General features: G+C 67.5%; 16 protein-coding genes. 10 read left to right on the forward strand and 6 right to left on the reverse strand.

Translation table 11 applies throughout. The features are described from left to right. Window positions 1-57: 57 nt before the first annotated feature. The gene (locus OG874_RS41935) at window positions 58-906 is read left to right on the forward strand and encodes a tetratricopeptide repeat protein (RefSeq protein WP_330257644.1); all 849 of its coding nucleotides are present in this window, start codon (window positions 58-60) and stop codon (window positions 904-906) included. Between the two features lie 48 nt (window positions 907-954). Here OG874_RS41935 and glgB read toward each other — a convergent pair whose 3' ends face one another. From glgB to OG874_RS41950, 3 genes are read right to left on the reverse strand one after another with little or no spacing between them, the layout of a single operon-like run. Further along, window positions 955-3,111, reverse strand: coding sequence for a 1,4-alpha-glucan branching protein GlgB (glgB, locus tag OG874_RS41940; protein WP_330252560.1), 2,157 nt, complete (start codon window positions 3,109-3,111; stop codon window positions 955-957). Next, window positions 3,108-5,111, reverse strand: coding sequence for an alpha-1,4-glucan--maltose-1-phosphate maltosyltransferase (locus tag OG874_RS41945; RefSeq protein WP_330252561.1), 2,004 nt, complete (start codon window positions 5,109-5,111; stop codon window positions 3,108-3,110). Before OG874_RS41945 ends, glgB begins: the two co-directional genes overlap by 4 nt. A 39-nt stretch (window positions 5,112-5,150) precedes the next feature. Then, the gene (locus tag OG874_RS41950) at window positions 5,151-5,792 is read right to left on the reverse strand and encodes a LysE family translocator (RefSeq protein WP_330252562.1); all 642 of its coding nucleotides are present in this window, start codon (window positions 5,790-5,792) and stop codon (window positions 5,151-5,153) included. Between the two features lie 218 nt (window positions 5,793-6,010). On the opposite strand from OG874_RS41950, the gene glgP reads away from it, so the two are divergent. The 3 genes from glgP (at window position 6,011) to OG874_RS41965 (ending at window position 10,894) form a co-directional block, all read left to right on the forward strand. After that, window positions 6,011-8,581 carry an alpha-glucan family phosphorylase gene (gene glgP, locus OG874_RS41955; RefSeq protein WP_330252563.1) on the forward strand — a complete coding sequence of 857 codons (2,571 nt, stop codon included), beginning with the start codon at window positions 6,011-6,013 and terminating at the stop codon, window positions 8,579-8,581. A 293-nt stretch (window positions 8,582-8,874) separates the two neighbouring features. Further along, window positions 8,875-10,236 carry an NCS2 family permease gene (locus tag OG874_RS41960; RefSeq protein WP_330252564.1) on the forward strand — a complete coding sequence of 454 codons (1,362 nt, stop codon included), beginning with the start codon at window positions 8,875-8,877 and terminating at the stop codon, window positions 10,234-10,236. Between the two features lie 112 nt (window positions 10,237-10,348). Then, window positions 10,349-10,894 (forward strand): DoxX family protein, encoded by a 546-nt coding sequence (locus OG874_RS41965; RefSeq protein ID WP_330252565.1) that lies wholly within the window; start codon window positions 10,349-10,351, stop codon window positions 10,892-10,894. Window positions 10,895-11,591: 697 nt separating this feature from the next. On the opposite strand, the gene OG874_RS41970 is transcribed toward OG874_RS41965, so the two are convergent. From OG874_RS41970 to OG874_RS41980, 3 genes are all read right to left on the reverse strand, one after another. Next, on the reverse strand, window positions 11,592-13,637 hold the full coding sequence (locus OG874_RS41970) for an ATP-dependent DNA helicase (RefSeq protein ID WP_330252566.1): 2,046 nt from the start codon (window positions 13,635-13,637) through the stop codon (window positions 11,592-11,594). A 108-nt stretch (window positions 13,638-13,745) separates the two neighbouring features. After that, complete coding sequence (locus OG874_RS41975; protein ID WP_330252567.1) at window positions 13,746-14,312, reverse strand: nicotinamidase; 567 nt, start codon at window positions 14,310-14,312, stop codon at window positions 13,746-13,748. An 83-nt stretch (window positions 14,313-14,395) separates the two neighbouring features. Further along, a complete protein-coding gene (locus OG874_RS41980) occupies window positions 14,396-15,649 on the reverse strand; it encodes a nicotinate phosphoribosyltransferase (protein WP_442943478.1) in 1,254 nt (417 codons plus the stop codon). A gap of 234 nt (window positions 15,650-15,883) precedes the next feature. On the opposite strand from OG874_RS41980, the gene clpS reads away from it, so the two are divergent. The 6 genes from clpS to OG874_RS42010 all read left to right on the forward strand — a co-directional run bounded on the left by clpS (window position 15,884) and on the right by OG874_RS42010 (window position 20,064). Next, entirely contained in the window at window positions 15,884-16,204 is a 321-nt protein-coding gene (gene clpS / locus OG874_RS41985) for an ATP-dependent Clp protease adapter ClpS (RefSeq protein WP_330252568.1), read from the forward strand. A 23-nt stretch (window positions 16,205-16,227) separates the two neighbouring features. Then, on the forward strand, window positions 16,228-16,797 hold the full coding sequence (gene aosR, locus OG874_RS41990) for an oxidative stress transcriptional regulator AosR (RefSeq protein WP_330252569.1): 570 nt from the start codon (window positions 16,228-16,230) through the stop codon (window positions 16,795-16,797). A 183-nt stretch (window positions 16,798-16,980) separates the two neighbouring features. Further along, window positions 16,981-18,039: a P1 family peptidase gene (locus OG874_RS41995; protein WP_330252570.1), complete on the forward strand. Its 1,059-nt coding sequence runs from the start codon at window positions 16,981-16,983 to the stop codon at window positions 18,037-18,039. Window positions 18,040-18,364: 325 nt separating this feature from the next. Next, complete coding sequence (locus OG874_RS42000) at window positions 18,365-18,787, forward strand: M67 family metallopeptidase (RefSeq protein ID WP_330257646.1); 423 nt, start codon at window positions 18,365-18,367, stop codon at window positions 18,785-18,787. 33 nt (window positions 18,788-18,820) lie between these two features. Continuing rightward, window positions 18,821-19,093 carry a MoaD/ThiS family protein gene (locus OG874_RS42005; RefSeq protein ID WP_330252571.1) on the forward strand — a complete coding sequence of 91 codons (273 nt, stop codon included), beginning with the start codon at window positions 18,821-18,823 and terminating at the stop codon, window positions 19,091-19,093. An 8-nt stretch (window positions 19,094-19,101) separates the two neighbouring features. After that, window positions 19,102-20,064 (forward strand): PLP-dependent cysteine synthase family protein, encoded by a 963-nt coding sequence (locus OG874_RS42010; protein WP_330252572.1) that lies wholly within the window; start codon window positions 19,102-19,104, stop codon window positions 20,062-20,064. Window positions 20,065-20,114 lie beyond the last annotated feature (50 nt).

Consider the following 20,114-nt stretch of genomic DNA (forward strand, 5'->3'; position numbering starts at 1 on the left):
CTGGAAGCCGTGACTCGTCCCGCTGCACGCCGTCCTTCGCCAGCTGCCGCCGCCGCTATGTCCGGCGCGGTCGATCTGTCCAGCCTGAAGCAGCCCCCGGCCGGTGCGCCGGGCGGGGGAGGCGGCGATTACGCCGTCTCCGAGGCGGATTTCGAAGCGAAGGTGCTGCGCCGATCGACCCAGGTACCGGTGGTCGTGGTGCTGTATTCGCAGCGCAGCCCGGGCAGTGTCGAGTTGGTTCGGACGTTCGAGCGGCTGCTCGAAGAGGACGCGGGCGTTTGGGACCTGGCGACGGTCGAGGCCGAGGCCAATATGCGGATCGCGCAGGCCTTCGGCGTGAAGGGCATTCCGACGGTGATCGCGGTGGCCGGTGGTCGCCCGCTCGCGGACTTCGAGGGCGCGCAGCCCGAGCCGCAGGTCCGGCAGTGGCTGAGCGCGGTCATCGAAGCGGTCGGCGGTCAGCTCGAGGGCAGCGAGCCCGAGCCGCAGCCCGTCGAGGACCCGCGTTTCACGGCCGCGGAGTCCGCGCTGGAGCGCGGTGACATGGCCGGGGCCGAGGCGGCCTACGAGGCCATCATCGCCGCGGAGCCGGGCAATGAGGAGGCCAAGAGCGCGCTGCGGCAGTTGCGCTTCCTGTCCCGGGCCCAAGCGGTCCCGGACTCCGCGATCGCCACCGCGGACGCCGATCCGGCCAACGTCGACGCGGCACTGGACGCCGCCGATGTGGAAATGCTGAACCAGCAGCCGGACGCCTCGTTCGACCGGTTGATCGCCGTGATCAAGAAGACCGCGGGCGACGACCGCACGAAGGTTCGCACGCGGCTGCTCGAACTCTTCGAATTGTTCGACCCCGCAGAGCCTTTCGTGGTCGCGGCGCGTCGGAAGCTGGCTGCCGCGCTGTACTGACCCGCCGACCACGCAGGACTGGCCGGACGCTGCTGACTCGCAGGGGCGCTAGTGTTCGGGCGTCAGCCAGACGGCGCTGTTGGGTGCCAAGGCGACGGTGGCCGAGGCAGGGCGGCCGTGCCATGGTTCGTCGGTCGCCTTGACGCCGCCCAGATTCCCGATGCCGGAGCCGCCGTAGGCGACGGCGTCGGTGTTGAGGATTTCGCGCCAGGTGCCGGTCGATGGCAGGCCGACGCGGTACTCGCCGTGCACGGAGCCGGCGAAGTTGAAGACGCAGGCGATGACCGAACCGTCGGAGCCATAGCGCAGGAAGGCGAGGACACTGTGCTCGCGGTCGTCGGCCTCGATCCAGGAGTAGCCGCCCGGGGCGGTGTCCTGGCTCCAGAGCGCGGGATGGGCGCGGTAGACCGCGTTCAAATCCCGGATGGCGGTGGTAATGCCTTGGTGCAGGGGGTTTTCCAGTTCGTGCCAGTCCAGGCCGCGATCGTGCGACCACTCCCGGAACTGCCCGAAATCCTGGCCCATGAACAGCAATTGCTTACCGGGATGCGCCCACATATAGGCCAGCAGGGCGCGTACGCCCGCCGCCTTGGCGAAGTCGTCGCCGGGCATTCTGGTCCAGAGCGTGCCCTTGCCGTGCACAACCTCGTCGTGACTGATCGGCAGCACGAAGTTCTCGCTCCAGGCGTACATCAGCGAGAAGGTCATCTCGTTGTGGTGCCATGAGCGGTGGATCGGGTCCCGGCCCAGGTAACCGAGGGTGTCGTGCATCCAGCCCATATTCCACTTCATGGTGAAGCCGAGACCGCCGACATCGGTGCCGCGCGTGACGCCGGGCCAGCTGGTGGACTCCTCCGCGATGGTGACGACGCCGGGATGGTATCGGTGCACGGTCTCGTTGAGGTCCTGCAGGAAGTCGACGGCCTCCAGGTTCTCCCGGCCGCCGTGCACGTTGGGCTCCCAATCGCCCTCGGCGCGTGAGTAATCCAGGTACAGCATGGATGCGACGGCATCGACGCGCAGGCCGTCGATATGGAACTCCTCGATCCAGTAGCGCGCGTTGGCGACCAGGAAGTTGCGCACCTCGTTGCGGCCGAAGTCGAAAATGTAGGTGCCCCAGTCGAGTTGCTCACCGCGGCGCGGATCGGCGTGCTCGTAGAGCGGGGTGCCGTCGAAGCGCGCCAGGGCCCATTCGTCGCGCGGGAAGTGGGCAGGCACCCAGTCCAGCAGCACACCGATACCCGCGGCGTGCATGCGATCGACGAAGACGCGGAAGTCGTCGGGGGCGCCGAAGCGCGCGGTCGGGGCGTAGTAGGAGGTGACCTGGTATCCCCAGGAGCCGCCGAACGGGTGCTCGGCGATCGGCAGCAGTTCGATATGGGTGAATCCGGCCGCGCGCACGTAATCGGCGAGTTGGTCGGCCAATTCGCGGTAGCCGAGCCCGGGCCGCCAAGAGCCGAGGTGGACCTCGTAGACGCTCATCGGGGCACGCGTGGGATCGGTGCGTTCACGGGCCGCGATCCAATCGCCGTCGGACCACCCGTAGTTGCTCTCGGTGACCACCGATGCCGTGGCCGGTGGCAGCTCCGTCGCGAAGGCGAGCGGATCCGCGTGATCCACCGTGCGTCCGTCCGCGCCGTGCACACGGAACTTGTACTTGGTGCCGACGCCGACCCCCGGCACGAACACCTCCCACACCCCGGAGGACCCGAGCGCACGCATCGGCGCGGTGTGCCCGCTCCAGCCGTCGAAATCCCCGATTACGGTGACGCCCCTGGCATTCGGCGCCCACACGGCGAACGACGTACCGTCCACCTCGCCGTCGAGGGTGGTGTAGTGGCGTGGGTGCGCGCCGAGCACATCCCAGAGGTGTTCGTGACGGCCTTCGCCGATGAGGTGCAGGTCCAGCTCGCCGACACTGGGCAGAAAACGATAGCCGTCCGCGCTGATGATCGTCTGCCCGCCTCGGTAATTGGTGACGATCCGATAGTCCATCAGGTCGGGATGCGGTACGACGCCGGCGAAAACGCCGTGCCCCAACGATTTCAGCGGATGGTCTACGCCGCCGATACGGGCGCAGACCGTATCGGCATGCGGGCGCAGCACTCGGATGACCGTGCCGTCCGGATGCGGGTGCGCGCCGAGCACGGTGTGTGGGTCGGCGTGCGTGCCCGCCGCGAGCAACATCAGATCGCGGCGTTTCATCGAAACGTCCTCCGGTAGGCCAGTTCCGCGCGGGCCTGCTGCGGTACCGCGGGCAGGGTGATGATGTGGGCGACCGCGTGCGCCGGATCCAGTCGCACGTAATTCGTCTGCGCCCAGTGGTATTCCTCGCCACTGACCTCGTCGAACACCAGCGGATGGTCATGCCATTCGCGCCCGATCGCGGGCAGGTCCAGGGAGATGAAACCGTGTTCGGCGCCATAGGGATTCAGGTTCACCACAACGAGTACCGCATCGCCGCTGACCGGATCGATCTTCGAATAGGCGAGCAGCGCGTCGTTGTCGACGTGATGGAAGTGGATGCAGCGCAGTTGCTGCAGCGCGGGGTGCGCGCGGCGGATCTCGTTGAGCCGAGTGATCCAGGGCTCCAACGATTCTCCGCGCGACAACGCCTCGGCGAACGGCCGCGGCCGCAGCTCGTACTTCTCCGAATCCAGGTACTCCTCGCTGCCCGGCCGCACCGCCTGGTGCTCGAACAGCTCGAATCCGGAGTAGACGCCCCACGCCGGGGCCATGGTTGCGGCCAGCACCGCGCGGATGGCGAACATGCCGGGTCCGCCGTGCTGCAGGCTTTCGTGCAGGATGTCGGGGGTGTTGACGAACAGGTTCGGTCTGGCCTCATCGGCCTTGGCGGCCAGTTCGTTGCCGAATTCGGTCAGCTCCCATTTGGCGACGCGCCAGGTGAAATACGTGTAGGACTGGCTGAATCCGCGGCGGGCCAGACCGTAGAGCCGGGCGGGTCGCGTGAAGGCCTCGGACAGGAAGATCACATCGGGATCGGTGCGCCGCACGGTCGCGATCAGCCATTCCCAGAAGTCGGCTGGCTTGGTGTGCGGGTTGTCGACGCGGAAGATCTTGACGCCCGCGCTGATCCAGTGCCGCACGACGCGCAGGACCTCCGCGTACAGTCCGTCCGGATCGTTGTCGAAGTTGACCGGGTAGATGTCCTGGTACTTCTTGGGCGGGTTTTCGGCGTAGGCGATGGTGCCGTCCGGGAGTGTGGTGAACCACTCCGGGTGGGCGGCGACCCACGGATGGTCCGGTGCGCACTGCAGTGCCAGGTCGAGCGCCACCTCGAGACCGAGTTCGGTTGCGGTGGCAACGAATTCGGCGAAGTCGGACTCGGTGCCGAGTTCGCGATGGATCGCGTCGTGCCCGCCGTCGTTGGAGCCGATCGCCCACGGGGAGCCGACGTCATCCGGTTCGGCGGCGAGTGCGTTGTTGCGGCCTTTGCGGTTGATCTCGCCGATCGGGTGGATGGGCGGCAGGTAGATCACGTCGAAGCCCATGCCGGCGATGCGCGGCAATTCCTTTGCGGCGGTAACGAAATTGCCGTGGATCGGGTTGCCCTCGGCATCGCGACCGCCCGTCGAGCGTGGGAAGAACTCGTACCACGAGCCGTACAGTGCGCGTTGACGTTCCACCTGCACGGTGTGCTGCGGGCCGCGAGTGACCATGTCGCGCAATGGCGTAGCGCGCACGATCTCGGCGACCTCGGTGCCGAACGCGGGCGCGACGCGCGCGGGCAACTGCTCATCGCTGCGCAGCGCCGCCACGGCCGCGCGCAACCGCTCGAACTGCTTCTTGGGTACGGCCTGCGCGGCCCGTTCGAGCAGCCGGGCGCCGAGTTCGAGATCATTGTCCAGATCGGCGGCGCTCTGCCCGACGGCCAGTTTCGCCTCCACCGCCGCCCGCCAGGTGGCGATCGGATCGCTCCAGCCCTCGATGCGGTAGGTCCAGGCACCGGGCAGATTCGGGACGAACGTGGCATTGAACACGTCGGGTTCGTAATCCGGCGTCATCCGGATCCGGGTGATCCGGGACGAGCCGGGCCCGCGCACCGCCAGCGTCGCGGCGACCGCGTCATGGCCCTCGCGCCAGACCACGGTGCGCACCGGGAAAACCTCGCCGACGACGGCCTTGGCCGGTCGGCTGCCCGCGATGGACGGGGCAGTGTCATCGATAGCGATGCGGCCGGTCACGTCGACCAACCTACCGGCAACCGACCTCGGACCACGCACTCAGCGTGCGTCGGCCGCGAGGCCGAGACCGAGCGCGACGAGGATCGCGCCGAGCGCCCGTTCCATCCGCTGCCGGACGCCGGTCCGGCGCAGCCAGGATCCGGCCCGATCGGCGGCCAGCACCACCCCGACGCACCAGGCCGTGTCGATGACCAGCTGAATGGCCGCGAGGATGAATACGGTCGGCAGCACTGGGCCGCTGGATGGCAGGAACTGCGGCAGGATCGTCAAGCCGAACACTGCCGCCTTCGGATTCGCGGCGATCGAGATCAGCGAGGCGCGGAAGGCCGCGGTGGGGGTGCGGCCGGTCGGCAGCATCTTGGTCATGGTGCTGCCGAATTCGTCGTCGCCGTGCGCCCCGCGCCAGGCCTGCACGCCGAGCCAGATCAACACCAGTGCCCCGATGACGTGCACCGCGGTGTTCATGAATCGGTTCGCGACCAGCAGCACCGACAACCCCGCGCCACCGGCGAGCGTCCACCCGAACACACCTATCTCGTTCCCGACCACCGCGGCCAGACCTGCCGCGCGACCGTCACGCACCGAGCGCTGGAGGAACAGCGCGGTCGCGGGTCCGGGGAGAGCGGCCAGAATAAGGCAGGCGACAAGGAACTGTGGGAGCACATCGATCCAGTGCGGCATCAGCTGATGCTGTCATCTGCGCAGGGTTGCCGCGACCGGATATTCCGGTCTGTGAGCGGCGGCGTAGCGGTGGCTGCTCATGTGTTGCACCGGTTCCGAGAGGCTTGGCAGGAGTAGGCCCGTCGTCAGGTCCGCACGCGGATCCGCCGGTACGCGTAGACGCGTGACCTGGGTCGCTGAGGCGACCTGGGCACGCGGCATTCGGTAGGGTTCCGCACGTGAAGGCACTCCGTCGTTTCACCGTCCGTGCCCATCTGCCCGAGCGTTTGGCGGCCCTGGGCGAACTGTCCACGAATCTGCGCTGGTCGTGGCATTGGCCGACGCAGGATCTATTTGCCGAGCTCGATCCGGAGTTGTGGCGCGAGGTGGGCCGCGATCCGGTGCGGATGCTGGGGGAGGTGCCCGCGGCGCGGCTGGACGAGTTCGCCGCCGACGCGAACTATGTCGGCCGGGTGGACGCCGTGGCCGCGGATCTGCGTGACTATCTGACCCGGCCGGGCTGGTTCCAGCGACAGACCGACGAGCCGGTGCGCGGTATCGCCTACTTCTCGATGGAGTTCGGCGTCACCGAAGTACTTCCGAACTATTCGGGGGGGCTCGGGATTCTTGCCGGTGACCATCTGAAGGCCGCCTCCGATCTGGGGTTGCCGTTGATCGGCGTCGGCTTGCTGTACCGCTCCGGCTATTTCCGGCAGTCGCTGACCGCGGACGGATGGCAGACCGAGCACTATCCGGCGCTCGACCCGCAGGGGCTGCCGCTGCGGTTGCTGACCACCGATGGCTCGCCGGTGCTGATCCATGTGGCGATGCCCGACCAGCGGGTGCTGCGGGCGCGGGTGTGGATCGCGCAGGTCGGGCGGGTGCCGCTGCTGCTACTGGATTCCGATATCGCCGAGAACGATCCGGAGTTGCGCGCGGTCACCGACCGGCTCTACGGCGGTGATCAGGACCATCGGATCAAGCAGGAGATCCTGGCCGGTATCGGTGGTGTGCGGGCGGTGCGCGCGTACACACGTGCCGCCGGACTGCCGGATCCCGACGTGTTCCATATGAACGAGGGCCACGCCGGATTCCTCGGAGTCGAGCGGGTCCGTGAATTCGTATCGACCGGACTCGATTTCGATACGGCGCTGGCCGCGGTGCGGGCGGCGACGGTGTTCACCACGCATACGCCGGTGCCCGCGGGCATCGATCGGTTCCCGATGCCGTTGGTGCGCAGGTACTTCGGCGGCGGCCACGGCGAATCCGAATCCGCCATGCTGCCCGGGCTTTCCATCGATCGGATCGTGGCGCTCGGTCGCGAGGCCGACCCGTCGGTGTTCAATATGGCGCATATGGGTCTGCGACTCGCCCAGCGCGCCAACGGTGTTTCCAAACTCCACGGCGAGGTCAGCCGCGCCATGTTCGCGCCGCTGTGGCCGGGGTTCGACGCGTCCGAGGTGCCGATCGGTTCGGTCACCAACGGTGTGCACGCCCCGACCTGGGCAGCGCGCGAATGGTTCGACAAGGCACGCGAATACATCGGTGCCGAGTTGGTCGAGGAGGCGCGTGGCTGGGAGAAGCTGCGCGATGTCGACCTGGGTGAGCTGTGGTCGACCCGGAATACGTTGCGCGCCACCCTCGTTGCCGAGGTGCGCCGGCGGGTCCGGGCGTCCTGGCTGCAGCGGGGTGCCGCATCGGCCGAATTGGGTTGGGTCGATACCGTTTTCGATCCGAATGTGCTGACCGTCGGATTCGCCCGCCGGGTGCCGACCTACAAGCGGCTGACCCTGATGCTGCGCGATCCGCAGCGATTGCGTGCGCTGCTGTTGGATCCCGAGCATCCGGTGCAGCTGGTCGTCGCGGGTAAGAGCCACCCGGCAGACGACGGCGGCAAGGCGCTGATTCAGCAGGTCGTTCGCTTCGCCGACGATCCGGAGGTGCGCCACCGCATCGTCTTCCTGCCCGACTACGACATATCCATGGCCCGCTACCTGTACTGGGGTTGCGATGTCTGGCTGAACAATCCGCTGCGCCCGCTCGAGGCATGCGGCACCTCCGGGATGAAGTCGGCGCTCAACGGCGGCCTCAACCTCTCCATCCGCGACGGCTGGTGGGATGAGATGTACGACGGCGAAAACGGGTGGGCCATCCCGACCGCCGACGGCGTCTCCGACGAACACCGCCGCGACGATCTGGAGGCCGGCGCCCTCTACGACCTCTTCGAACGCACCGTGGCACCGCGCTTCTACGACCGCGATCTCTCCGATATGCCGGTGCGCTGGGTCGAGATGGTGCGCCACACCCTGCAAACCCTCGGACCGAAGGTGCTGGCCTCCCGCATGGTCCACGACTACTCCGTGGAGTACTACGCGCCCGCCGCGGCCGCCGGGCAACGCGCGAGCGCCGACGAATTCGCCGGCGCCCGAGCGATTTCGGAGTACCGCCGCCGCGTCGAGGCCGCCTGGCCCTCGGTAAAGGTGATCCAGGTCGACAGCGCAGGTCTGCCGGACACCCCGATCATCGGCGCGCAGCTCTCCCTCGCCGCCCGCATCGACCTCGGCGGCCTCACGCCCGCCGATGTCACGGTGCAGGCGGTACTCGGCCGCGTCTCGCCGACCGACGACCTCACCGAGACCACCGCATTCCCGATGGCGCACACCGGATCCGACTCCGGCGTGGACCATTTCACCGTCGAAACCCCGGTCCCGCTGTCGGGTGCCGTTGGCTACACGGTGCGGGTGCTGCCCCACAACGAGTTGCTCGCCAGCGACGCAGAACTGGGCCTGGTCATCGCACCGAGCGCCTGACGCACGGTGCTGCCCGGGTAGGTGCTCGCCGCCGCGGGGAGACTGCTTTCGAGTTGGACCGAACCCTCGGGGTCCCAGGGGCCGGTGTCGAAGTTGCCTTCTTCCGGCTGATGAGGGTGTCGCCGAGCCTTGCTCTCCGCGACGTAGCCCGGGTCGTCGGTGTCTGTCCGAGATGGCCATCGTGACGCTGATCATGACAATCGCGGCTGCTGCATATGCCGAGTTCTCTGGTTCAGTGAATTGTCGGCTACCGTGCCCTGGCACCCCCGTACCCATTTTCGACTGGAGAGCTCATGGTCACCGACGTGCTGACGCGAACCCGAGGACGCCTCGACGCGTACTTCGGCATCAGTTCGAACGGTTCGACCATCAAGCGCGAACTGATGGCCGGGACGATCACGTTCCTCGCCATGTCCTACGTGCTCGCGGTGAACCCGTCGGTACTCGGTGACGGCGGCGCGCTCGGCGCCAAGGGCATCCCCATGCAGGCGGTCTTCACCGCGACGGCCGTCGCCGCGGTGTTCGGCACGGTGGTCATGGGTGTGTGGGCCAGGTATCCGATCGCGCTCGCGCCGGGCATGGGCCTCAACGCCTTCTTCGCCTATTCGGTGGTGCTCGGGATGGGGATTCCGTGGCAGGTGGCGCTCTCGGGAACCTTCCTCTCCGGAGTGATCTTCTTCGTGCTCGCGATCACCAAGGTGCGCGAGCGAATCCTCAATGCCATCCCGTTGCAGATGAAGTTGGCCGTCGGCGCGGGCATCGGCATGTTCGTGGCATTCCTGGGGCTGAAGAACGCGGGCATCGTGGTCAACAGTGACGCCACCCTCGTCACGCTCGGCGATTTCACCAAGGGCACCACGCTGCTCGCGCTGTTCGGCCTGGTGGTGACCATCGTTTTCCTGGTCATCGGCTGGCACGGCGCGGTGCTGTACGGCATCGTGCTGACGGCGCTCGTTGGCGTCATCAGCGGTCTGGTCGATCTGCCCAAGGGCGTCGTCGCGATGCCGAAGGGCCTCGAGCACACCTTCGGTCAGGCGATCATCCATCTGCCGGACGCGTTCACGGGGCAGATGGCCGTCGTCGTGCTCACCATGCTGTTCGTCGACTTCTTCGACTGCTCCGGCACCCTGATCGGCGTGGCCAACCAGGCCGGGCTGCTCGACAAGGACGGCAAGCTACCGCGCGCGGCCAGCGCACTGGCCGCCGACTCGGTGGGCACCATGGCGGGCGCGGTCATCGGCACCTCCACCACCACCGCCTATGTCGAATCGACCGCGGGCGTCTCGGCGGGCGGGCGAACCGGCATGACCGCCGTGACCACCGCGGGCTGGTTCCTGATCGCCATGTTCTGCTACCCGATCTTCGCTGTCGTCGCGGGCTCGGCGGCCATCACCGCGCCCGCGCTGATCGTTGTCGGGGTGCTCATGTCCCGCGCGCTCGGCGAGATCGACTGGAACCGGCTGGAGTACGCGATTCCGGCCTTCATCACCGTCATCATGATGCCGCTGACCTACTCGATCGCGAACGGGCTGGCGTTGGGGATGCTGTTTTATCCGATCGTCATGGCCGCGAAGGGGCGCGTCAAAGAGGTGCATCCGGCGATGTGGGCGCTGATGGTGATGTTCCTCGGATATTTCTTCTTCCTGGCGCAATAGCGTCGCTGATCGCGCGGTTGGCCTGCACTGTGCGATAATCGGACCACAGTCCGCTTCATTGCCGAGGCTAAACAGTCACTGTTCACGACCGACTGCAGGGATGAGGACCAGCATGACCACCCACAGCGCATTAGAACGCACCACCAACCCGAGCGCCACGACGCTCGACGACTCCGCCACCGATATCGGCCTGCTGCTGCTGCGCGTCGTCTTCGGCGGCCTGCTCGCCGCGCACGGCAGCCAGAAACTGTTCGGCTGGTTCAGCGGCATGGGCTGGAGCGGCAATGCCGCCAGCTTCGACGCCATGGGCTACAACCCGGGCAAACTGTTCGGCACGCTCGCCGGACTCAGCGAATTCACCGGCGGCATCCTGCTGGTGCTCGGTCTGCTGACGCCGCTGGCCTCGGCCATCGTGCTCGGCACCATGATCAACGCGATCAACGCCACTTGGAGCGGCGGCCTGCTGACCGGCAAGGGCTATGAAATGCCGCTGCTGTTCGCCGCCGTCGGCGCGGTCGTCGCCTTCACCGGCCCCGGCCGGTTCTCCCTCGACGCCGGCCGCCCGTGGCAGCGTCAGGGTGTCGTGTGGGGTGTGGCCGCGATCGTGCTCGCCGTGGTCGCCGCGGTTCTCACGCTGATCCTCAAGTGGGTGCTCTGATCTCGCCGCACAACTGAAACCTGGGCGCGCGGCGCGGTGACCAAGGGGGTCGCCGCGCCGTTGTCATATCTGGTCCGTGCCGCCCGGGTGGGAGTGCAAAACGAGGACAGTCGTTGCGCCGTGGTGGAATTCGTATCCGGTTTCCCGGAGTGTGGAGCGGATTCCCTTGTCGTGCAGCTCCGTTCGCAGGTGGGCGACCAGATCGTCTTGGCGGGCGCCGATGTGGTCGACGAGTGGGTAGAGGCGGGTTTCGCCGGCGGGTACTCGGGAGAGTTCGAGCAGGGCGGCGAGATGGAAATCGGGTCCGCCGCAATGACCGCGGCACCGAGTTCACTTGCCTCCGTGGTGAAACTTGCTGCGCCGCCTGGACAGTCGAGGATGCGTCCGTCGAGGTCGGCTTCGGTGAGTGCGAAGATCGCGCGATACTCGGCCAAAGATCTTGCGCTGATCAAGAATTCGCCGAGGGTGTCGATTTCTGGCTGGTGCGTCATTGTGAAACGGTCTCATGTGCGGACCGGACGCGGCAGGGGTTTGTGGTGTCCCCGCGCCGCGTGCAGGGCTTGGCGCGGGGATCGCCGATACATCCGGTGTGGGAATTGGGATCCCACCGAAGTATCAGATCTCAATTTACTTCTGTCTGGAAATAATGGCGCGTTTTGTGAGTGGTGTCACAGTATGACCAGGTCCGACGGGGTGTTCAGGCATTCGCGGCGGTCAGCCGCCGCAGTGCCTTCGTCACCACTTCCGGGTCGGCGGTCTCCCAGTACGGCGGCAGTGTGGCCCGCAGATAGCCGCCATAGCGCGCGGTCGCCAAGCGGGAATCGAGAATCGCGACGACACCGCGGTCATCGACGCTGCGCAACAGCCTGCCGGTGCCCTGGGCCAGCAGTAATGCGGCGTGGTTCGCCGCGACGGTCATGAAGCCGTTGCCGCCGCGCGACTCCACGGCCCGTTGCCGCGCGGTCAGCAGCGGATCGTCGGGACGCGGGAACGGGATCCGATCCAGGATCACCAGACTCAGCGACGGGCCCGGCACATCGACGCCCTGCCACAGCGAGAGCGTGCCGAACAGCGAGGTTTCCGGGTCGTCAGCGAACTTGCGGACCAGTGCGCCGGTTGCGTCGTCCCCTTGACACAAAACCGGCGTGTTCAGCCGCTCGCGCAGTGCCTCGGTGGCTGCCTTCGCGGCGCGCATCGAGGAGAACAGACCGAGCGTGCGGCCGCCCGCGGCGGTGATCAGCCGCTCGATCTCATCGAGATAGGCGGGCGCCAACCCGTCGCGGCCGGGTGCGGGCAGATGTTTGGCGACATACAGAATGCCGGACTTGGCATGGTCGAACGGCGAGCCGACATCGAGCGAACTCCAGCGCACGGTCTCCACGTCCGAGGGCGCCTGGGCGCCGTTGGCGGTGGCCGTATCGCTGCGGCTCGCCGTTTGCGCGGGCAGGCCCCAGGTGATCGCGAGTCCGTCGAAGGAACCGCCGATCTGCAGGGTCGCCGAGGTCAGCACGACGGTGGCGGTGCCGAAGAGTCTGCTGCGCAGTAGTCCACCCACCGAAAGCGGTGCCATCCGCAGGGTGCGCCGGGTGACGCCGCGGATCTCGTCGGCGGCGAGCCAGATGACATCGTGACGTTTGGCCGGATCGGGTTCGTCGAAGGCGGTCAGCGCGCGCACCGCGCTGTCGTGCACCTCATCGATGGCGGCCAGCGCCTGGGTGCGGGCGGCGGCGCTCTCCGGATCGCCCTGCGCGGTGGTGCCGCCCTGCGGTGCGAGTGCGGTGCGTGCGTTCCACGCGGCGTCGCGGACCAGCGCGAGTATCGGCGCGATGCCGTCGGGCAGCGCGTCCCAGCGGGCGGCGGGCAGTTCGTCCAGCACGGTGTCCCAGGCCTCGGCGGCCTCCTCGAGCCGGTCCACCTCCTGCTGGTCGATGAGTTTGGCGCAGCGCCGAGCGGCGGCGCTGACCGCCGAGGGCGCCAGTTCGGCGGTGGCCACGCCGGTGACCCGGTCGACCAGCTCGTGCGCCTCATCGATGACGACCACATCGTGTTCGGGCAGCACCTGGATGCCGCTGATCGCGTCGATGGCGAGCAGGGCGTGATTGGTCACCACCACATCGGCCTGTGCCGATTCCGCCCTGGCGCGCTCGGCGAAACAATCCTGGCCGAAGGGACAGCGCGACTTGCCCAGGCATTCTCGCGACGACACGCTGACCTGCCGCCACGCCCGGTCGGTGACGCCGGGGACGATCTCGTCCCGGTCGCCGGTCTCGGTATCGGAGGCCCACTCGTTGAGCCGCTGCACCTCCCGGCCCAGCCGCGAGATCGCGAACGCGTCGAAGAGCTCGGCCTCCTGCGGCTCGTCCGGAATCACGCTATTGATCTTGTTCAGGCACAGATAGTTGTTGCGCCCCTTGAGGATCGCGAACTTCGCCGCGCGCCCGAGCGGCTTGCTCAGCGCCTCGGCCAGCCGCGGCAGATCCCGATCGACGAGCTGGCGCTGCAGCGCGATCGTCGCGGTCGACACCACCACCGTGCGCCCGGTCCGCACCGCGTGGCGCAGGCTCGGCACCAGATACGCCAGCGACTTCCCGGTCCCGGTGCCCGCCTGTACGGCGAGGTGCTCCTTGGTGTCGATCGCGTGGTCCACCGCCGCCGCCATCGTCACCTGCCCGACACGCTCCTTCCCGCCGAGCGCATGCACAGCGGTGGACAAAAGCTCGGGTACGGGAGGCAGTTCGGGCACGCGACGAGCCTACTGGTTCGGACCGACAGAGATCGCCGCCCTTTCCGGTCATTGTGGGGCCGTCGCATACCGCGTGGACACGACCTCGGCGTGTCGTGCGGCAGGTCGCTACTTGGCGACCGAACCCTCGAGGTCGACGCCCGCCATGCGCATGCGGTCGAGCGCGGCGATGGTGGTGCCGGCGTCGACTCCGGCGGTGAAGTCCAGCAGGACCCGGGTGTCGAAGCCTTCGATGCGGGCATCCAGCGCGGTCGCGCGCACACAGTGATCGGTCGCTATCCCGACGATGTCGAGTTCATCGACGCCGTGCTCGCGCAGCCAGTCCGCGAGGCCCGTGCCATCCTCGGTCGCGCCTTCGAAACCCGAATAGGCGGCGGAGTATTGACCCTTGGAGAAGATCTCTCGGATCGGCGCGGTATCCAGGTTCGGGTGGAAGTCCGCGCCCGACGTGCCGACCCGGCAGTGCGGCGGCCACGTGTCCACGTAATCGGGGTTTTCGGAGAAATGGCCGCCCGGATCGATGTGGTAGTCGCGGGTGGCCACGACCACGCTGTAGTGCGCGGAGTTCAGGTATGCACTGATCCGGCGGGCGACCCTGGCCCCACCACTGACGGCGAGTGATCCGCCCTCGCAGAAATCGTTCTGCACGTCGACGATGATCAACGCCCGGTTCATGTCGACCTCACCTTCCAAGATGTGAGCGCCGAGATGTAAACGTTCGGGCTCCTGTCTGTGGATTACATTGTGCCGCCTGATCGTCAACTCAGAAATGTTGTCGGAATCGCGGGCTCCCCATCCGACAGTTTCAGGCCCTCCCACGGCAGGCTGACCAACCCGCGCGAGACCAATTTCCGGCTGTCCGCGAGCGTGGCCACGCCATCGACCGGCTCGCCGCCGCGCACCAGCGGCACCAACAGCTCGCGCGCCTCGAATCCGTTGGCGGCGGGCGGAGTCCCGAGGGCCGGGTAAACGATCTCCTCGACCACGGTGCCGGTTCGGCGCGCCAACCGAACCGCCTTCTTGGTGCCCCCGCGCGACTCCTTGTGACTGCTGCGCTTGGCGACCGGCAGCCCGTCCACTTCGACCAGCTTGTAGACCATGCCCGCGGTTGGCGCACCGGATCCGGTGACCAGCGAGGTGCCGACGCCATAGGCATCGACGGGTTCGGCGCGCAGTGCGGCGATCGAGTACTCGTCGAGATCGCCGGAGACCACGATGCGGGTGTTGGTCGCGCCGAGTCGGTCGAGTTGGTCGCGCACCTGCCTGGCCAGCACGCCGAGATCACCGGAATCGATACGCACACCGCCCAATTCGGGCCCGGCGACCTCGATGGCGGTGGCCACGCCCTGGGTGATGTCGAAGGTGTCGACCAACAGCGTGGTGCCGATGCCGAGCGCCTCGATCTGACTGCGGAACGCGGCCGCCTCGTGCGCGCCGTCGGCGGCACTGTGCAGCAGGGTGAACGCGTGCGCGCTGGTACCCGCGCCCGGCACGCCGAAGCGGCGCACCGCCTCCAGATTCGAGGTCGCGTCGAAGCCGGCCAGATATGCGGCGCGCGAACTGGCCGGCGCGGCGAGTTCGTGGGTGCGGCGCGAGCCCATCTCGATCATGCGGCGGCCCGCGGCCGCGCTCACCATGCGGGCCGCGGCCGAGGCGATCGCGCTGTCGTGATTGAGAACCGATAGGGCCAGAGTCTCCAGCAGGACGCATTCGGCGAAGCTGCCCCGGACCGAAAGGATCGGGGAGCCCGGGAAATACAGCTCGCCCTCGGCATAGCCGTCGATATCGCCGGTGAAGCGGTAGTCGCGCAGCCATTCGACGGTCTTCGCGTCCAGGAAGCCCGCCGCGATCGCCAGCTCCGGTTCCTCGAAACGGAACTGCGTCAGCGCCTCGAGTAGTCGGCCGGTGCCCGCGACCACGCCGTAGCGGCGACCGTGGGGCAAGCGTCGGGCAAACACCTCGAAGGTGCACCGACGGTGCGCCGAGCCGTCGCCGAGCGCGGCGGCGAGCATGGTCAGTTCGTACTGATCGGTCAGCAGAGCTGTGTTGTTTCCAGCGACCTGCGAGCAGTCGCCAGCGGTGTTGTTTCCAGCGGCCTGCAAGCCGTCGCCAACGGTGTTGCGCACGTCCACGCAAGCCACTGTAGACAGCGGTCGCGCGCATGATAGGCCGCCGCACTCGGGATGTCCCCGAAACATGGTTGGACGGGTGTTGTGTATCCGGAGTCGAGTCGTACCCTGAGTGTTATGGGCTTGTGCAAAGCGAACGCGACACTGTCGGCGGCACAGGCGACTCCGGAGGCGGTGGAGTACACCGAGATCCTGGAGGCCGAGGACCGTCCATGGGTCACGGTGGTGTGGGACGATCCGGTCAACCTCATGCACTACGTCGCGTACATCTTCCAGAAGCTGTTCGGCTACAGCAAAGCGAAGGCGACCGAATTGATGCTCAAGGTGCACAACGAGGGCAAGGCGGTGGTGTCGTCGGGTTCGCGGGACAAAATGGAACAGGACGTGCGTCGGCTGCACGCCGCGGGACTCTGGGCGACCATGCAGCGAGACGACTGACCGGTACGACTACCCTGACGTCAGTGCGTAAGTGGAGCCGGAAGAACTCGCTGAGCGGCCTCAAACTGCGATCCGAGATGGATGCGCGTGAGGCGAGTGTGCTGCGGTCGCTGGTCGGCGCGGTCTCCGGGCTGCTGACCGACCGGGCCCAATCCGCACCGGACGACGAGCTCGCCGAGCTCACCGGGCTGCGGAGCGGCAACACCGACCCGCCCGACGATCCCCGGCTGCACCGGCTGCTGCCGGACTTCCATCGCAGCGAACCCGGATCCCCCGACGCCGACCGCGCCGACCTCAACAGCGCGCTGCGCGGTCTGCACGAGCCGGAGATCATCGACGCCAAGCTGGCCGCGGGGTCAGTGGTGCTGAATACGGTGCCCACCGACGGTGGGAAGATCGTGCTGACCCCCGAACAAGCCGACGCCTGGTTGACCGCGCTCACCGATGTGCGGTTGGCGCTGGGCACGGTGCTCGAGATCGACGCGGAGACACCTGATCAGCTCGAACCCGATGACCCGCGCGGGCCGCATCTGGATGTCTACCACTGGCTTACGTGGATGCAGGATTCGTTGCTGCAAGCCCTGGCGCCCTGACGGCCGTCGTCCCCGCGAAAGCCGGATGACGCAGCAAGGATCGGCGGCGCGCAGTACCGGGCCGAAACAGGTTGGGGCGCAAGGAGCTGCGCAGACCGGACTGAACACTTCTTTTGTGGAGACCGGATCGAAGCCGAGCCGGAGGTCGGTGCGATTCGTGACGAGTAGTCAGGAGCTGCAGCGGTGAATACACAAGCGGGACAGCGGAATTCGCTCACCGATGTCGCTGGGCTGTTGGTCGGGCATCATCACGTGCTCGATCCGGACGCCACGCTGGGTTCCGGCCCGGCGACCGGCTGCACGGTGGTGCGCGTGCCGGGCGGCGCCATCGCCGCCGTCGATGTGCGCGGGGGCGGGCCGGGGACCAGGGAAACCGATCTGCTCGATCCGGGTAACACTGTGCGCCAGGTGAATTCGATCCTGCTCACCGGCGGCAGCGCGTATGGACTCGCGGCCGCCGATGGCGTGATGCGCTGGCTGGAGGAACATCGCGAGGGTATCCCGATGGATCCGACCGACCCGAGTCGCGTGGTGCCGATCGTCCCCGCCGCGGTGATCTTCGATCTTCCGGTGGGAGAGTGGCGGATTCGGCCCACCGCCGACTTCGGATTCCTGGCGGCCGAGGCGGCGGCGGTCGAGTTCGAGCGCGGTTCCGTCGGCGCTGGGGTCGGCGCGCGCGCCGGTTCGATCAAGGGCGGTGTCGGCACCGCGAGTGTGGTGCTCGGCGAGGGTCCCGCCGCGGGCGTCACCGTATCGGCGCTGATCGTCGCCAATCCCGTCGGTTCGGTCTTCGACCCGCGCACCGGCCTGCCCTGGGGTAGCGGCACCGACGGTCCCGGCCATTTCGGCTTACATCCGGCAACCCTCGATCAGTTGGCCGTTGCCAACGCCCTTCCGGTCAAGGGCACAGTTCTCAACACGACCATCGGTGTGGTCGCCACCGATGCGCCCTTGGACCCCATGGGCTGCAAACGCATGGCCACCACCGCCCACGACGGCCTCGCCCGCGCGATTCGCCCCGCCCACTCACCCCTCGACGGCGACACCCTTTTCGCCCTCGCCACCGGCACCGCACAGATCCCGGACTTCCCGATGCCGCCCGCCTTCCCCGCGGACCTGCTCCTCCTGGACGCCGTCTGCACCGCCGCCGCCGTCTGCGTCGAGCGCGCCATTGTCGACGCCATTCTCTCGGCGCAATCCGTCGCTGGCATCCCCGCCTACTCCGACCTCTTCCCCCGCTGACGGCGCGCTGGTCTGGCGAATCGGGTCTCCGCACATTTTCGCGAGTTGGCGCACACCTTCGTGGGTCCGCGCACATCGACTCACCGCGCGACACGCCGAGCTGAAAACGCGAAAGTCTGCGCGAGCCTGGTGAACAGCGCTGGTACGGGCGCGGATGGCGGTAACTCCCGGTCGCCGGCACCCGATCGCCCGTCGTTGCAGCACCGGGATTGCAGCCGCGGAAAGGGTACCGCCCGACAGGGCGCTGGGAATAGCCGAATATTCTGGGTCGTTGTCGGGTGCGATAGATCGGCAGCAGCGTGCCGAATTGCGGAAGGGTTTACTCGTGCTGGTGATCAGGGCCGATCTGGTGGAGGCGATGGTGGCGCATGCGCGCGCCGACCACCCGGACGAGGCCTGCGGCGTCATCGCCGGGCCCGAGGGTTCCGATCGCCCGGAGCGGTTCATCGCCATGGTCAATGCCGAGCGCTCGCCCACCTTCTACCGGTTCGATTCCGGTGAACAGCTGAAGGTGTGGCGGGGGATGGACGACGCCGACGAGACCCCCGTCGTGATCTACCACTCGCACACCGCCACCGAGGCCTATCCGAGCCGCACCGATGTCTCCTACGCGTCCGAGCCGTTCGCGCATTACGTGTTGATCTCCACCCGCGATCCCGAGCAGCACGAGCTGCGCAGCTACCGGATCGTCGACGGCCAGGTCACCGAGGAGCCGGTCGAGATCGTCGATGCGTACGAGACAGACTGAAACCACCATGTTCGTCGAATTCGAGGAGTCCCCATGCCGGTAACCGTGTCCATCCCGACCATCATGCGTGGCCTCACCGGGGGCGAGAAGCGCGTCGACGCCCAGGGCTCGCCCCTGTCCGCGCTGATCGCAAACCTGGACGCCAACCACCCGGGCCTGGCGGAGCGGCTGCTCAAGGACGGCAAGCTGAACCGCTACGTCAATATCTACGTCGACGACGAGGATGTGCGCTTCGCGGGCGGCCTCGAGGCCGAGGTGCCGGAGGGCGCGAGCGTCACCATCCTGCCCGCCGTGGCCGGAGGCTGATCGACCCCGTGGCGCGCTACGAATCGCTGATCGCGACGCTCGGCAACACCCCGCTGGTGGGGCTGCGCAACCTGTCCCCGCAGTGGGACGGGGAGCAGCCGGTGCGGCTGTGGGCCAAGCTCGAGGACCGCAACCCGACCGGTTCCATCAAGGACCGTCCTGCGCTGCGGATGATCGAACAGGCCGAGGCCGACGGCCTGCTCACGCCCGGTTGCACGATTCTGGAGCCGACCAGCGGCAATACCGGCATCTCGCTGGCCATGGCCGCCAAACTCAAGGGCTACCGGCTGGTCTGCGTGATGCCGGAGAACACCTCGGTCGAGCGCCGCCAGCTGCTGACCATGTTCGGCGCGCAGATCATCGATTCCCCGGCCGCCGGCGGTTCGAATCAGGCGGTCGCGCTGGCCAAGCAGATTGCCGCGGAGAATCCGGACTGGGTGATGCTGTACCAGTACGGCAACCCGGCCAATGCCTTGGCACACTACGAGACCACCGGCCCGGAAATCCTCGCCGACCTGCCCGAGATCACCCATTTCGTCGCGGGCCTCGGCACTACCGGCACGCTGATGGGAACCGGGCGCTTCTTGCGCGAGAAGGTGCCCGCCATCGAGATCGTCGCCGCCGAGCCGCGCTACGGCGAGCTGGTGTACGGACTGCGCAATATCGATGAGGGCTTCATTCCCGAGCTCTACGACGAGTCGGTGTTGACCACCCGTTTTTCGGTGGGGCCGTTCGACGCGGTGAAGCGCACCCGTGAGCTGGTCTTGGAAGAAGGCATATTCGCGGGCATCTCGTCCGGCGCGATTCTGCACGCGGCGCTGGGTGTCGCGGGCAAATGCGTGCGGGCGGGCAAGCGCGCGGATATCGCGTTCGTGGTCGCCGACGGTGGGTGGAAATACCTCTCGACCGGTGCGTACGACGGGACTCTCGAAGAAGCGGAAGAGCGCCTCGACGGCCAACTCTGGGCCTGAGCCCGGCCGGTTTCGTCGGCCGCTCGGTCGTTGTATCCCGGTACTCTCGA

Origin of the sequence: Nocardia sp. NBC_00565 (assembly GCF_036345915.1) — a bacterium.
Lineage (GTDB): Bacteria > Actinomycetota > Actinomycetes > Mycobacteriales > Mycobacteriaceae > Nocardia.